At 69.1% G+C, this 14,581-nt stretch carries 11 protein-coding genes, 1 tRNA gene and 1 pseudogene; all 13 read right to left on the reverse strand.

Translation table 11 applies throughout. The features are described from left to right. Positions 1 to 2 precede the first annotated feature (2 nt). The 13 genes and pseudogenes from H7F30_RS13445 to H7F30_RS13505 all read right to left on the reverse strand — a co-directional run bounded on the left by H7F30_RS13445 (position 3) and on the right by H7F30_RS13505 (position 14,543). Positions 3 to 386, reverse strand: a complete 384-nt coding sequence (locus H7F30_RS13445; protein WP_187035695.1) for a DUF1304 domain-containing protein — start codon at positions 384 to 386, stop codon at positions 3 to 5. Next, a complete protein-coding gene (prmC, locus tag H7F30_RS13450) occupies positions 383 to 1,798 on the reverse strand; it encodes a peptide chain release factor N(5)-glutamine methyltransferase (protein ID WP_187035697.1) in 1,416 nt (471 codons plus the stop codon). Before prmC ends, H7F30_RS13445 begins: the two co-directional genes overlap by 4 nt. A 4-nt stretch (positions 1,799 to 1,802) precedes the next feature. After that, positions 1,803 to 2,885: a peptide chain release factor 1 gene (prfA, locus tag H7F30_RS13455; protein ID WP_187035699.1), complete on the reverse strand. Its 1,083-nt coding sequence runs from the start codon at positions 2,883 to 2,885 to the stop codon at positions 1,803 to 1,805. Positions 2,886 to 2,966: 81 nt separating this feature from the next. Further along, positions 2,967 to 3,182 carry a 50S ribosomal protein L31 gene (rpmE, locus tag H7F30_RS13460; RefSeq protein ID WP_047310260.1) on the reverse strand — a complete coding sequence of 72 codons (216 nt, stop codon included), beginning with the start codon at positions 3,180 to 3,182 and terminating at the stop codon, positions 2,967 to 2,969. Between the two features lie 527 nt (positions 3,183 to 3,709). Beyond that, positions 3,710 to 5,749: a transcription termination factor Rho gene (rho, locus tag H7F30_RS13465; protein WP_222617892.1), complete on the reverse strand. Its 2,040-nt coding sequence runs from the start codon at positions 5,747 to 5,749 to the stop codon at positions 3,710 to 3,712. Between the two features lie 341 nt (positions 5,750 to 6,090). Beyond that, positions 6,091 to 7,053 (reverse strand): homoserine kinase, encoded by a 963-nt coding sequence (gene thrB / locus H7F30_RS13470; protein ID WP_187035702.1) that lies wholly within the window; start codon positions 7,051 to 7,053, stop codon positions 6,091 to 6,093. 2 nt (positions 7,054 to 7,055) lie between these two features. Further along, complete coding sequence (thrC, locus tag H7F30_RS13475) at positions 7,056 to 8,159, reverse strand: threonine synthase (protein WP_187035704.1); 1,104 nt, start codon at positions 8,157 to 8,159, stop codon at positions 7,056 to 7,058. A 1-nt stretch (position 8,160) separates the two neighbouring features. Then, complete coding sequence (locus H7F30_RS13480; protein WP_193644290.1) at positions 8,161 to 9,480, reverse strand: homoserine dehydrogenase; 1,320 nt, start codon at positions 9,478 to 9,480, stop codon at positions 8,161 to 8,163. Further along, a pseudogene (gene lysA, locus H7F30_RS13485) lies at positions 9,477 to 10,842 on the reverse strand (diaminopimelate decarboxylase). The gene H7F30_RS13480 and the pseudogene lysA overlap by 4 nt, the downstream one beginning before the upstream one ends. A gap of 65 nt (positions 10,843 to 10,907) precedes the next feature. Further along, positions 10,908 to 11,735 carry a hypothetical protein gene (locus H7F30_RS13490; protein ID WP_187035706.1) on the reverse strand — a complete coding sequence of 276 codons (828 nt, stop codon included), beginning with the start codon at positions 11,733 to 11,735 and terminating at the stop codon, positions 10,908 to 10,910. A 215-nt stretch (positions 11,736 to 11,950) separates the two neighbouring features. After that, positions 11,951 to 12,022, reverse strand: a tRNA-Arg gene (locus tag H7F30_RS13495). Between the two features lie 50 nt (positions 12,023 to 12,072). Next, complete coding sequence (locus tag H7F30_RS13500; RefSeq protein WP_187035708.1) at positions 12,073 to 13,182, reverse strand: hemolysin family protein; 1,110 nt, start codon at positions 13,180 to 13,182, stop codon at positions 12,073 to 12,075. Further along, positions 13,179 to 14,543, reverse strand: coding sequence for a hemolysin family protein (locus H7F30_RS13505; RefSeq protein ID WP_187035710.1), 1,365 nt, complete (start codon positions 14,541 to 14,543; stop codon positions 13,179 to 13,181). Before H7F30_RS13505 ends, H7F30_RS13500 begins: the two co-directional genes overlap by 4 nt. Positions 14,544 to 14,581 lie beyond the last annotated feature (38 nt).

Below are 14,581 nucleotides of genomic sequence, written 5' to 3' on the forward strand. Positions count from 1 at the left end.
CGTCATCGCGTGAGAGCCCACGCGAGCAGAGCGAGCAGCGGCAGGGCTCCCTGGACCGTCGCGGCACGCAGCTTGGCGCGATCGCTCGTCACGAGAACGAGCGCCGCCGCCACCATGAAGGCGCACCCGGCGACGACGAGGGTCGAACCGACGCTCGGTGCTGCCCACAGGCAGACGACTCCGACGCCGACCTGGAGCGCGAGGAGGAGGTTGTACCAACCCTGGTTGTATGCCCAGGGGCGCATGATCTCGGCCTCTTCGCGGCTCGCGATGCCGAAGACCTTCATCGTCGCGGGGTCGGTGATGCGCAGCGACTCGAGCACGAAGATGTAGACGTGGACGCAAGCGGCCAGCGCGGCGGGCACCGCGACGAGGATCTGGCTCATGAACGCTCCTGGGTGTGATGGGCGTCGAGCGGAACGGAGGATTCCTCGACGTCGGGGAGATGGGTGGACCGGCCCGCGATGACATCGCGGGCCAGCCGGACGAGGTCCGCCGGCCAGACGGGGTGAGACGCGGCGTCGAGATCGTCGAGCGACCACCACCGCCACTCCTGCATCGTCATCTGCTCTTCCGGAGTGAGGGCTGCGGGTTCGACGTTGAAGCGAGGGCATCGGACGACGAAGAAGGTCTCGTGTTGGTAGGTGATCTGGTCGGAGAATCCGTGAGAGACGGTCCGCGAGGCGACAGGGCCCACGACGTCGGCCTCGTCGATGCGTAAACCCGTTTCTTCCCACAGCTCCCGCACGGCTGCGGTTCGGGCACCCTCCCCCGGATCGACGCCGCCGCCCGGGGTGGCCCACCAGGTGAAGACCGGGTCGAGGCCCTGGTCGGAGTCGACGTAGAGCAGAACGGCGTCGCTCTCGTCGAGAACGACGAGGCGCACCGCCTCACGAGTTCGCGAGGGACGCTCGTGGGGCGCGACCGCTTCGAACGCGCCCCCACCCTCGCGGCGGGCGATCGTCATGCGCGGCTTGTCGGCGGCGTCGCGCACGTCGTGGGCCTGATCGAACCCACGGCTCGCGAGGAGAGCTGCGGGCAGCGTCTCGCCCTGGACGTCGGCGTGCTCCATGACGAGGTGCCCACCCGGCTTGAGCAGTGCGGCCGCCCGCTCGGCGATCTGCACCGGGAACCTCAAGCCGTCGTCGCTGCCGCCGTACAGCGCGATCGAGGGATCGTGATCGGCCACTTCCGGGTCGACCGGCACCATGCCGACAGGGATGTAGGGCGGGTTGCTCACGACGACGTCGAAACGGCCCTCAAGCCCCGCTAGAGCCTCACGCGCATCCTCAACGCTCAAGTGGACGTCGAGGCTCGCCGCGGCGATGTTGTGGGCCGTCCAGGCCGCTGCGGCCTCGTCGAGCTCAACTGCGCAGACATCGAGATCCGGGCGCTCGTGCTTGACGGCCAGCGCGATGGCACCTGAACCCGTGCACAGGTCGACAACGCGACCGCCGTGCGGGGCCAGGCGGATCGTCTCGTCGACGAGCATCTCCGTCTCCGGGCGGGGCACGAAAACGCCCGGCCCGACACTCAGCTCGAGGTGGCGGAACGGCGCCTTGCCGGTGAGATGCTGCAGGGGTACTCGGGCCGCACGCTCGTCCACGAGGCCGGCGAAGCGCTCAGCCTCGGCGTCGTCGAGGTCACGCCCGAGGATCTCGAGGCGTCGCACCTCCCCCAGGGTCACACCGAGAGCGTGCGCCATGAGGGCGGCGGCGTCGTGAGCAGCGGATTCGACGCCGGCGTCGGACAGACGCTGACGCGCGTTCCGGATCACGTCGCGCAGCGATGCTGCCACCGGTTCAGTCCTCCTGGCCGACGGCGGCCAGCCGCGCGGCCTCGTCGGCGTCAACGGCGGACTGGACCACGGCGTCCAGGTCGCCGTCGAGCACGGTGTCGAGGTTGTAGGACTTGTAGCCGGTGCGGTGATCGGCGATGCGGTTCTCGGGGAAGTTGTAGGTGCGGATGCGCTCGCTGCGGTCCACGGTGCGCACCTGCGACTTGCGGGCCGCACTGGCCTCGGCCTCGCGCCGCTCGAGTTCGATCTGACGCAGGCGGGCCTTGAGCACGCGAAGCGCCGACTCCTTGTTCTGCAGCTGCGACTTCTCGTTCTGGCAGGAGACGACGACGCCGCTCGGCAGGTGGGTGATACGCACGGCCGAGTCGGTCGTGTTGACGCTCTGGCCGCCCGGTCCGGAGCTGCGGTAGACGTCGATCTTGAGGTCGTTCGGGCCGAACTCGACCTCGTCCTCCTCCTCGATGTCGGGCATGACGAGCACGCCGGCGGCGCTCGTGTGGATGCGGCCCTGGCTCTCGGTGACGGGGACACGCTGGACGCGGTGCACTCCGCCTTCGTACTTGAGACGCGCCCACGGCGCCTGCCCCGGCTCGGGGGTGCCCTTGGCGCGCACCGTGAGGCGGACATCCTTGTAGCCGCCGAGGTCGGCGTCGGTGGCGTCGGAGATCTCCGCCTTCCAACCGCTGCGCTCGGCGAAGCGCAGGTACATGCGCACGAGGTCACCGGCGAACAGGGCCGATTCGGCGCCGCCCTCGCCGGCCTTGACCTCGAGGACGACGTCACGATCGTCGTCCTCGTCGCGCGGGAGCAGGAGCTTGCGCAGAACGTCGGTGGTCTCGTCGCGGTGCGTGCGCAGTGCGGGCAGTTCCTCGCCGAAGGCAGGGTCTTCTGCAGCGAGCTCTTCGGCGGCGCTCACGTCCTCGGTGGCGCTCTTCCACGCGTGGTACGCGGCGACCGTCGGGGCGAGCTGCGCGTACCGCTTGTTGAGCCGGCGCATGAGCGTCGGGTCGGCGTGCGTCGCGGGGTCGGCGAGCTGCTTCTCGAGGTCGTCGTACTCGGCGACGATCGTGGCTGCGGATTCAAGCACGGGGGCTCCTGGGCGTGGGAAGGACGTGGGAATGCAAAACGCCGACCCCAGCAGAGTTGCTGGGGTCGGCGTGTGCGAAGACTACTTGGCGTCCTTCTTGCCGTAGCGCGCCTGGAAGCGAGCGACTCGGCCACCGGTGTCCATGAGCTTCTGCTTACCCGTGTAGAAGGGGTGGCAGTTGGAGCACACTTCGACGTTGATCTTGCCGGACGTCGCGGTGCTGCGGGTCTCGAATGTGTTGCCGCAGGTGCAGGACACCGTCGTGGCGACGTATTCGGGGTGAAGGTTCTTCTTCACGGGGTTCTCCTAGCTGTTGAGGATGCCGCCGGGTCGTCTGCTCGGGCGAGCGACGTGAACCGGAAGCCAACAATGAAGTTTGCCAGACGAGCTGGACACCTTCCAAAACAGACGAAGCCCGGAACCTATTCCCGGGCCGTCGGCTGCCGACGCGGGACCGAACCAGACGCAGGACGTGGACGCAGCTGGCACCTCGGTGCGCGTAGGCGCGACTGGGGAAGAAACCTTCCCTACTGGCGTCCAGAAACGCCCCGAAGACACAAGAAGGGAAGAGACCATCCCTATTTGCGTGTACGCGGGTAACACGAAAAGAGTGCGACACGTCATCGGATCAGAGTCCCTGTTGCGAGCCCCAAGCAGGCGACGGCGCAGACCGCCGGACCACGCTGGAAGCCGACCCGCCGCGTGTCGCAGCGAGACAGGCCCGCCAGGGCCTGGCCGCAAGACGCGCCTGGACGACGGCGAGGACCCTGGAAGCAGTGAGGCCGGTGCGAGCTCGCTCGCACCGGCCTCACTGCTGAACAGGATCAGTCCTCGTCGTCGTCCAGCTTGATGTTGGAGGTTTGCTGAACCTGCATGAGGAACTCGACGTTGTGCTTCGTCTTCTTGAGGCGGTCGATGAGCAGCTCGATGCCCTGCTGCTGGTCGAGTGCGGCAAGCACGCGACGCAGCTTCCACATGATCTTCAGCTCTTCGGCCGACAGGAGGATCTCCTCGCGTCGAGTACCGGAGGCGTTGATGTCGACGGCCGGGAAGATGCGGCGGTTGGCGAGGCCTCGGTCGAGCTTGAGCTCCATGTTGCCGGTGCCCTTGAACTCTTCGAAGATGACCTCGTCCATGCGCGAGCCGGTTTCGACGAGCGCCGTGGCGAGGATCGTCAGCGATCCGCCGTTCTCGATGTTGCGCGCGGCACCGAAGAACTTCTTCGGCGGGTAGAGCGCGGCCGAGTCGACACCACCGGAGAGGATGCGACCGCTCGCCGGGGCGGCGAGGTTGTAGGCGCGTCCGAGCTTGGTGATCGAGTCGAGGAGGACGACGACGTCGTGACCCATCTCGACGAGGCGCTTGGCGCGCTCGATGGCGAGCTCGGCGACCGTCGTGTGGTCCGTGGCGGGACGGTCGAAGGTGGAGGCGATGACCTCACCCTTGACCGCGCGCTGCATGTCGGTGACTTCCTCGGGACGCTCGTCGACGAGGACGACCATGAGGTGGCACTCGGGGTTGTTCGTCGTGATGGCGTTCGCGATCGACTGCATGACCATCGTCTTACCGGCCTTGGCGGGCGCGACGATGAGGCCGCGCTGGCCCTTACCGATGGGGGCGACGAGGTCGATGATGCGGGTCGTGAGGACGTTCGGCGTCGTCTCGAGGCGCAGGCGCTCCTGCGGGTAGAGCGGCGTCAGCTTGCCGAACTCGACGCGCTTCTTGGCGGCGTCGACCGTCATGCCGTTGACGGTGTCGAGGCGCACGAGCGCGTTGAACTTCTGGCGTGCCGGCAGCTGCTCACCCTCGCGCAGGGCCCGCACGGCGCCGGTGACGGCGTCACCCTTGCGCAGTGCGTTCTTCTTGACGAGGTTCATCGGGACATAGACGTCCGTCGGGCCCGAGAGGTAGCCGGTGGTGCGCACGAAGGCGTAGTTGTCGAGGACGTCGACGATGCCGGCGACCGGCACGAGGACGTCGTCCTCGCGGATCTCGGGTGCCTCGTCCTCGAAGTCACGCCCACGGCCACCTCGGCGGCCGGAACGGTCACGGTCACGGCCGCGCTGACGACGGCGGCGTCCGCCGCGCTCGTCGTCATCGTTGTTGTTGCCGTTGTTGTTGCGCTCGTTGCGCCCGCCACGCTCGTTCTTGTCGGAACGGTCGTCGCGCTTGTCCGAACGGTCGTTGTTGTCGCGGTTCTCGCGGTTATCCCGCTTGTCGCCGCGCTCACCGTCACGACGCTCGTTCTGGTTGCCCTGGTTGCCCTGGCCACGCTCGCGCTTGTCGGAGCCGTCGTGCTTGTCCGGGCGCTCGTGGCTGCTTTTGTCGTGGCCCTTGTCGGAACCCGACTGGTCGGAGGATCCGCGGTTCGAACCGGAGTCGTTGCCGTCACGCTTGCCACCGTCACGGCGCTCGTCGCGCTGGCCACGGCCGTCGTTCGACGCGTCGTTCTGGCCGGACTCGTTCTGAGCGTTCGCGCCGTCGTTCTGGCCGTCGCGCTTCGGACGCTCCTCGCCGCCGCGGCGACCGCGACGGGTACGCGGGCGTCCCTGCCCCTGCTCGTCACCGTTGTCCGACGCGTCACCTGCCGGTGCGCCGGCGGCGTTCGCGTTCGTGGAGTCACCGTCACGCTGGGCGCGCTGCGGCTTCTCGCTGGGCGCTTCGGCGGCCTGCTCCTCACGCACGGCACGACGCGCGCTCGGCGCGGTCGAGGTGAGCTCGCCGGCCTGCGAGCGGCTGCCGCTCACACCGTTGGCCTCCGCGCGCGCTGCGCGAATGGCAGCGACGAGGTCGACCTTGCGCATCTTGGAGATGCCACCGATACCCATGCTCTGCGCGAGCTGCTTGAGCTCGTCGAGGCGCATCGCGGACAGCGCGCCGCGCGGGCTGGACTGCGCCGGTGCGGCAGGCGTTTGTTCAGACACGAAGGATCCTTCCCCCTCGTTCGGCCCGCGTGTCAGATACGCGGACGGGATGTGAGTGGAGCCGGGTTCGAACAGAAACGAACCCGCTGCCGACCTCGTCCGGGGACGGACGGGGGATTCGGCAATGCACGAAAGCGCGGGTGGATCACCTGCGAGGCAGGTAGGCGTTCTTGGGACGTCGAAAGAAATTCGAGGCCTCCGCTGCCGCGACCGTGAAACGGTGACGGCTCGAGCGCCCTGGGAATTTCACCCGGGTGCACCTTGACGTTACACCCCCGACCTCACGAGGACGAAACCACGTGCACCCCACGGCTTGTTGTGCCGGGCGAAATGATCTCCACGTCGCTGGCCACCGCACGCACGGCTTCCTCTCCCTGCCCGCTCGTCAGGGCGAGCACGGTGGGCCCGGCGCCCGAGATGACGGCAGGGATGCCGGCGTCGCGCAGAGCGTCGACGAGGGCCATCGACTCGGGGTAGGCGGGGCGACGGGCTTCCTGGTGAAGGTAGTCCTGGGTGGCCGGCATGAGGAGACTCGGGTCCGCGGTGAGGGCGTGCGCAAGCAGCGCCGTGCGCCCCGAGTTGCGAGCGGCGACGGCGAGCGGAACGGCGGTGGGCAGCGCGGCACGCGCGGTGGCCGTCGACAGACGTCGCTGCGGCACGACGAGTACCGGCACGAGGTGGGGGTGCGGCGCGAGGACAGCGCTTCGCCAGTCGCCTGCGTCACCATCGCCGGCCCAGCTCACCGTGACGTTGCCGTACACGGACGCGGATGCGTTGTCCGGGTGGCCCTCGATGCTCGAGGCGATGTCGCTGACGAAGCGCAGCACGGTGTCGTCCGCGAGGTCGAGGCCCGCCAGGGCCGTCCCGAGCGCGACACCGGTGACCGCGGCACTGGCCGACGAGCCCATCCCGCGCGAGTGCGGAATGGCCCCCCGGTAGCTCAGCCTCAGGCCCTGCGGAGCGTCCAGACCGAGCGCCTGCCAGGCGGCCACCATGGCCCGGTAGGCCAGGTGCGACTCGTCCAGCGGCACCTCCCCCTCACCGAAACCGGTGGCCTCGACGACGAGCGAGTCGCCCTCGACGCTCGCCTCGGCCTCGTCCCAGACGCCGAGCGCCATGCCGATGGAGTCGAAGCCCGGCCCGAGGTTGGCCGTGCTCGCAGGCACTCGCACTCGAGCGCGGGCACCGGCGGCGACGACGGCCTCGTCACGCAGCGGTTCGGCGCTCGTCACACGGTGCGCCATCGTCAGGAGTCGAGGCCGAGCGCCCGCGCCACCGAGTACGCGTCGACGTCGACGCGCTCGGGCTGGATGTCGTCACCGTCCGCGTTGCGCAGCGCCCACTGCGGGTCCTTGAGGCCGTGGCCCGTGACCGTGCAGACGATTGTGGCGCCCGCGGGCACCTGACCGGCGGCGTGCTTCTTGAGCAGGCCGGCGATCGACGCGGCCGAGGCGGGCTCGACGAAGATGCCCTCCTCGCTCGAGAGGTAGCGGTGGGCGTCGAGGATCTCGTCGTCGCTCACCCAGTCGATGAGGCCGCCGGAGTCGTCGCGGGCCTCCTCGGCCTGCTTCCACGACGCCGGGTTGCCGATACGGATTGCGGTGGCGATGGTCTCGGGCTCGTCGAACGGGTGCCCGGCGACGATGGGCGAGGCACCCTCGGCCTGGAAGCCCCACATCTTCGGCGTCTTCGTGGAGGCGGCCGGCAGTTCGCGCCCGTCGGCGGTGGTGAACGGCGCCGCGTACTCGCGGTAGCCGCGCCAGTAGCCGGTGATGTTGCCCGCGTTGCCGACCGGCAGCACGTGGATGTCCGGGGCGTCACCGAGGGCGTCGACGATCTCGAAGCTTGCCGTCTTCTGCCCCTCGATGCGGGCCGGGTTGACGGAGTTGACGAGCTCGACCGGGTAGTTCTCGGCGAGCTTGCGCGCCACCGTGAGGCAGTCGTCGAAGTTGCCGTCGACCTGGAGCAGCTGCGCGCCGTGCGCGATGGCCTGACTCAACTTGCCCATGGCGATCTTGCCGTCCGGCACGAGCACCGCACACGTCATGCCGGCCTTCGTCGCGTAGGCGGCCGCAGAGGCGGACGTGTTGCCCGTCGACGCACAGATGACGGCCTTGGCGCCGTTCTTCGCGGCCATCGACATCGCCGTCGTCATGCCGCGGTCCTTGAACGAGCCCGTGGGGTTGAGGCCCTCGTACTTGACGAAGACGCGTGCACCGACGCGCTTGCTCAGCTTCTCCGCCTCGATGAGGGGCGTGCCGCCCTCGCCGAGGGTGACGACGGGGGCTCCGTCGAGCATCGGCAGACGCTCGGCGTACTCGGTGATGACGCCGCGCCACAGGTGGGCCATGTCAGATTCCTTCCGCGCGCAGCACCGACGTCACGCTCGTGACGTCGGGCAGCTTCTTGATGGTGTCGACCGTGGTCGCGAGGGCCGATTCGGGGGCCTCGTGGGTCATGAACGTAAGCGAGGCGAGCCCGTCCTCGGAGCGGCGCACGCCTTGGCGCATGCTCTCGATCGAGACGCCCTGATCGCCGAAGGCGCTCGTCACGCGACCGAGCACGCCGGGCTCGTCGGCCACCTCGACGCGCACGACGTAGCGGGTGAGCGATTCACCGATCGGCAGGATCGGCAGGTTGGCGTACGCCGACTCCCCCGCGCCGTGCGAGCCGCTGACGCGGTGCCGGGCGGCGTGGACGATGTCGCCTAGCACGGCGGATGCCGTGGGGTCGCCGCCGGCGCCACGCCCGTAGAACATGAGCTCGCCGGCGAGCTTCGTCTCGACGAAGACGGCGTTGAACGCCTCGCGCACCGTGGCGAGCGGGTGCGAGCGGGCCAGAAGCACAGGGTGCACCCGGACGTTGACGCCAGGGCCACCGTCGGCCCCGTCGCGCTCGACCTTCTCGGCGATGGCGAGCAACTTGATGACGCAACCGGCGCGGCGAGCGGCCTTGATGTCCTCCGCCGTCAGGCCCATGATGCCCTCGCAGTGCACGTCACTCGTGCGCACCCGGGTGTGGAACGCCAAGGAGGCGAGGATCGCAGCCTTGGCCTGGGCGTCGTGGCCCTCGACGTCGGCGGTCGGGTCGGCCTCGGCGTACCCGAGGCTCTGCGCCTCGGCGAGCACGTCCTCGAGGTTCGCGCCGGTGCGGTCCATCTTGTCGAGGATGAAGTTCGTCGTGCCGTTGACGATGCCGAGCACCTTCGTCACCTCGTCGCCGGCGAGCGACTCGCGCAGCGGGCGGATGAGCGGAATGGCGCCCGCAACGGCTGCCTCGTAGGAGAGGTCGACGCCGTGCTCCATCGCGAGCTGGTAGAGCTCGGGGCCGGCTTCGCCGAGCAGGGCCTTGTTGGCCGTGACGACGCTCGCGCCGTTCTCGAGGGCCTTCGTGATGAGCGACTTCGCAGGCTCCGTGCCGCCCATGAGCTCGACGACGATGTCGGCGCGCTCGACGAGGCCTTCGGCGTCGGTAGTGAACACGTCGGCGGGCAGGCCCGTCTCGGAACGGTCCTTCGACGCATCCCGAACGAGCGCGCCGACGATCTGGACCGGGGCCCCGACCCGGGCTTCGAAATCGGCTGCGTTGCGGGTGAGTTCACGCGCGACGGCGGTGCCGACGACGCCGCTGCCGAGCAGCGCCACCGTGATGGGCTTGGTCGTCATGGTCATTCCTCTTCCAGGGCGAGCAGGTCGTCGATGGTCTCCCGGCGCAGCAGGACGCGCGCGTCGCCGTCTTTGACGGCGACGACGGGCGGGCGCGGGACGTGGTTGTACTGCGACGCGAGCGCGGCAGTAGGCGCCGGTCGCGGCGACGGCGACGAGGTCACCGTCCGCGACGTCGGCGGGGAAGTTGATGTCGCGCACGACGATGTCGCCGCTCTCGCAGTGCTTGCCGACGATGCGGGTGGCCACGAGGTCGTCCGCGCCACCGCGGTTCGCGAGCGCCGCGTGGTAGTCAGCGGCGTAGAGAGCGGGGCGGGCGTTGTCGCCCATGCCGCCGTCGACGCTGACGTAGGAACGCACGAGGTCGTCCGTGGCCTGCACGGGCTTGACCGTGCCGACCCGGTAGAGCGTCACGCCGCCGGGGCCGATGATGCTGCGGCCCGGCTCGATCGAGACGCGCGGAACGGCGACACCGGCGTCGTCGCAGGCCGTCTTGACGATGCGCGCGAGCTGCTGCGCCATGTCCGCCGGCTCGAGCGGGGTGTCGCTGGGCAGGTAGGCGATGCCGAACCCTCCGCCGAGGTCAAGTTCGGGCAACTCGACGCCGTGCGTTCGCGCGACGTCGAGCTGGAGGGCGACGAGGCGCGTCGCGGCCTCCTCGAACCCGTCCGATTCGAAGATCTGCGAGCCGATGTGGCTGTGGAAGCCGAGCAGTTCGAGCTCGGGGTGGGCGAGCACCCGGCCCACGGCGTCGGCGACCTGACCGTCCGCGAGGGAGAAACCGAACTTCTGGTCCTCGTGGGCCGTCGCGATGAACTCGTGGGTGTGGGCCTCGACGCCGAGCTTGACGCGCAGCATGACGGGCGCGCGCAGGTCGTGCTTGGCGGCTGCCACGGCGACGCGTTGGATCTCCTCGAACGAGTCGACGACGATGCGCCCCACGCCGTACGCGAGCGCCGCGTCGATCTCCTCGAGGCTCTTGTTGTTGCCGTGCATGCCGATGGCCTCACCGGGCACCTCGGCCTTACGGGCGATGGCGAGTTCGCCGCCGGAGCAGACGTCGAGACGCAGGCCCTCCTCGACGACCCAGCGCGCGATGTGCGACGTGAGGAACGCCTTGCCCGCGTAGTAGACGTCGGCCACCGTGCCGATGTCGCCGAACGCCTGCGAGAACGCCTCGCGGTAGGCGCGGGCGCGCCGGCGCACGTCGTCCTCGTCGATGACGTAGGCGGGGGTGCCGAAGCGGTCGGCCAGTTCGGTGGCGGCAATACCGGCGATGCTGATGACGCCGTCATCCCCGCGGCGAGCCGTGCGTGGCCAGACGATCTCCTCGAGGGGGCCGGTCGGCGCGTTCGGTACGGAACTCACGTCGCTGTCTCCTGCGGTGTCGAAATCGCTGCCGGTCGTGCTCGTCGGGCAAGCCGATGAGCCGATCAATAGGGTACGGGGGCGGCCAGGCGGGCCGCCGTCAGCGCCCCTTCGAGGACTCTACGGGCGGCGTCGAACACCGGCAGATCCGTCCGCGTGGCGGGCGAGTGTTCGGCGAACTGCGTGGTGCGCTCCGCGAGGATGACGATCTGGGTGAGCAACGGACGGGTGCGGCCGGTGCGTACGGCGTCCTCTGCCGCTTGCGGGACGAGGGCGAGCGCCGCGAGGAGTCGCCGCCCGGCGCCATCCGCACTCGTGCCCGCGGCGGTTCCCGCCTCCTCGCCGGCCCCGACGCCCGCGACGGCGAGGGACGCGACCGAGTGTGCGCGTCGCACAAGAGCCAGAGTGTTCGCGTCACGGCGCGAGGCGAGGACGGACTCAGGTGCTGCGACAGGTACCGGAGTCCGTTTCGGATGGGCGGCGTCGAGAAGCGCCCAGGTCAGCGCGTCGAGGCCGATGCGTTCCGCGGCCGCCGCGAACGTCATGGTTGCCCCGTCGATGTGAACGTCAGGCTGCACTGATTGCCACCTCGTCGTCGCCGCGTTGAGAGGGGCGAAGTCAGCCCGCAGGTGCGTGCACCACTCAGGACGCACAGCCACGTCGACGCTCAGTAGCCCCTCGTCGAAGGCCGCAAGCTCAAGCGCTCCGGGGGTCGTCTCGTCCAACGCCTGCCGAATCGCCGCGTGCGCCGCCTCGACGGAACTGGCGCGTCCCCGTTCGACCATGACGTGCGCCGCGTTGTTCGTGACGACGCCGGGTTCCTTCGACGGAGCCCACCGCCAGGCCACGCCGAGGCGCTCCCCCAGCGCCGAGGTCGTGGCCGCGTCGAACATGAGCATGAGCGTAGCGAGTGAGACAAAGTCGCTTACCGCTGGTGCGCCGCAGCTTGATCGTTCCCGCGTAGAGAATCAGGGAACACGTGCCCCCTGCAGGAACCGTCGCCCCTCGCAAGCTCGGGGCTCCTCCCGAATCCTTCGCGTTATTCAGGTATTGAGGAAGGCCGCCACACCTGCGCTAGCGCTTCGGCGTGACGGCCTTCCTCAACAAGTGCCCCCTGCAGGATTCGAACCTGCGCTCCCGCCTCCGGAGGGCGGTGCTCTATCCCCTGAGCTAAGGGGGCGGCGTGCGCCCTGAGGCGCGACTGCACACTTTAGCAGCGTGCAGGGAGCCTCACGAACGGTCGTTCCCGAGTGACCCCGCGACCGAGCGAGCAGCATCCTCGCGCGTCGCCCCACGCAGTCCCGCACGCACGGCCGGACGCTGGGTCGCATCAGCCACCTCGCCGACGAGCTCCTCGAGCACGTCCTCGAGGAAGACGACGCCGCTCGTCTCGCCGTCGTCACCGACGACCCGCGCGAGGTGGGCACCGGAGTGCTGCATCGTGACGAGCACGTCCTCCACCTCGTCCTTGGGCCGCACCGTCGCGAGCGGTCGCACCCGCCGCGGCGGGATCGGCTCGGTGTACGCCTCGTCCTGCGCGTACAGCACGTCCTTGAGGTGGATGTAGCCGCCGAGGTCACCGCGCACGCTCGTCACCGGGAATCGCGAGAAACCGTGCTTGGCGACGAGGGCGTCGACGTCCGCAGGCGTCGAGCCGAGACGCAACGTCACGAGGTCGCCGAGAGGAACGGCCACGTCCTGGGCCAGCTTGTCCGTGAACTCGAGCGCATCGCGAACGCGTCGCTCCTGCTCCGTTTCGAGCAGGCCCTCACGGTGTGACTCCTCGACGATCATCTCGACCTCCTCGGTCGAGAACGTCGAGGCGACCTCGTCCTGCGGCTCGATGCCCATCTTGCGCACGATGCCCTTCGAGACCGACTCGAGTACGCGAATGAGCGGACGCAGTGCCTTCGTGATGCGCAGCAGCGACGGCGCGAGCAACAGAGCCGCGCGGTCCGGGCCGGCGATGGCGAGGTTCTTCGGCACCATCTCGCCGAGCACGACGTGGAAGTACACGACGACGAACAGCGCGAGCAGCAGGCTGACGACGTGCGTCAGCCCGGACGGTAGCCCGGTCGCCTCGAGCGGTCCCGCGATGAGATGGTGAATGGCGTCCTCGGCCACCGCACCCAGGAGCACCGAGCACACCGTGATGCCCAACTGCGAGCACGCGAGCAGGGACGCGACGTTCTCCAGCGCCTCGAGTGAGCGAGCGGCCCGTTTCGAGCCCTGCTCCGCGAGCGGTTCGAGCTGCGAGCGCCGCGCCGCCATGACGGCGAACTCGGCCCCCACGAAATAGGCGTTGCCGGCGAGCAGCAACAGCGAGATCCAGAGCATCATCGGGCGTCTCCGTCCACGCGCGTCGAACCGCCGACGACATCACCGACACCAGCGTCGGTGGTCGCGTCCGACATCGGCGTGAAGCGCACCCGGTTGACGCGGCGACCGTCCATCGACATGACGCGCAGACGCCAGCCGGGCATCGACAGCTCGTCCCCGGCGCGCGGAATCCGTCCGACCTGCTGCATGACGTAGCCGCCCAGTGTCTCGTAGGCACGATCGTCGGGCACGGGCGCACCGATGCGGTCGGCGACCTCGTCCGGACGCCACAGCCCCGGCACGGTCCACGATCCGTCGGGCAGGTGACGGCTCGCGTCCTGCAGCTTGTCGTGCTCGTCACTCACCTCGCCGACGATCTCCTCGATGACGTCCTCGAGCGTCACGACACCCGAGGTGCCCGAGTACTCGTCGACGACGACGGCGAGTTGCAGGCCGGCCCCGCGCAGCAGCACGAGGAGCGGCTCGAGCGTCACCGTCTCGGGCACGAACGTCGCCTTGACCATGAGGGCGGTGACGGGCACGTCACCGCGGCGCTCGACCGGAACGGCGATGGCCTTCTTGACGTGGACGACGCCGTCGACGTCGTCCCACCCGTCGCCGAGCACCGGGAAGCGGGAGTGCCCCGTGGAGCGCGCGAGATTCACGACGTCCTCAGCGGTAGCCGAGCGATCGACGGACTGGCAACGCACCCGCGGGCTCATGATGTCCGACGCCGTACGCTCACCGAAGTTGAGCGAACGCGTGAGCAGATCGGCCGTGCCCTCCTCGATCGTTCCCGCCTCGGCGGAGCGACGAACCATCGACGACAGCTCCTGCGGGGTACGTGCCGCGGAGAGTTCCTCCTGCGGTTCGATGCCCATCTTGCGCAGCAGGAGATTGGCCGAGCCGTTGAGCAGCGCGATGAGCGGTTTGAAGACGACGGCGAAGATCTGCACGGGTCTGGCGACGACCTTGGCCACCCGAAGCGGCGCCGAGATACCGAGGAACTGCGGCACGAGCTCGCCGAAGATCATCGAGAACAGAGCGGCCAGAATCATGGCCAGCGCGGTCGACAACGCGACGGCCGCTCCCCCACTCACCCCGAGCGCCTCGAGGGGCGTCTCCAACAGGTGACCCAGCGACGGCTCCACGAGGTAACCGAGCAACAGCGTCGTGAGGGTGATACCGACCTGAGCGGCGGACAGCTGAGTGGAGAGCTTGCGCAACGCGGCGAGAACGGGGCGAGCGCCTTCGTCACCTTCGTCGATGGCCCGCTGGACGGCGTGACGGTCGAGAGCGACGAGCGAGAACTCGGTGGCGACGAACAGTGCCGTTCCGAGGGTGAGCAGAACTCCGAGGAGAATCAATATCCACTGCGTCATCAGGGCTTGAAATTATCATGGGGCTCATCGTGTTCTCG

The organism is Dermacoccus sp. PAMC28757, from assembly GCF_014302635.1.
GTDB classification, from domain to species: domain Bacteria; phylum Actinomycetota; class Actinomycetes; order Actinomycetales; family Dermatophilaceae; genus Dermacoccus; species Dermacoccus abyssi.

What these genes read in the sequence shown, in the direction of transcription:
- H7F30_RS13445 (WP_187035695.1), bottom strand. Translation starts at nt 386, where the DNA reads ATGAGCCAGATCCTCGTCGCGGTGCCCGCCGCGCTGGCCGCTTGCGTC.
- rho (WP_222617892.1), bottom strand. Translation starts at nt 5,749, where the DNA reads ATGCGCCTCGACGAGCTCAAGCAGCTCGCGCAGAGCATGGGTATCGGT.
- thrB (WP_187035702.1), bottom strand. Translation starts at nt 7,053, where the DNA reads ATGGCGCACCGTGTGACGAGCGCCGAACCGCTGCGTGACGAGGCCGTC.
- thrC (WP_187035704.1), bottom strand. Translation starts at nt 8,159, where the DNA reads ATGGCCCACCTGTGGCGCGGCGTCATCACCGAGTACGCCGAGCGTCTG.
- H7F30_RS13480 (WP_193644290.1), bottom strand. Translation starts at nt 9,480, where the DNA reads ATGACCATGACGACCAAGCCCATCACGGTGGCGCTGCTCGGCAGCGGC.
- H7F30_RS13490 (WP_187035706.1), bottom strand. Translation starts at nt 11,735, where the DNA reads ATGTTCGACGCGGCCACGACCTCGGCGCTGGGGGAGCGCCTCGGCGTG.
- H7F30_RS13500 (WP_187035708.1), bottom strand. Translation starts at nt 13,182, where the DNA reads ATGATGCTCTGGATCTCGCTGTTGCTGCTCGCCGGCAACGCCTATTTC.
- H7F30_RS13505 (WP_187035710.1), bottom strand. Translation starts at nt 14,543, where the DNA reads ATGACGCAGTGGATATTGATTCTCCTCGGAGTTCTGCTCACCCTCGGA.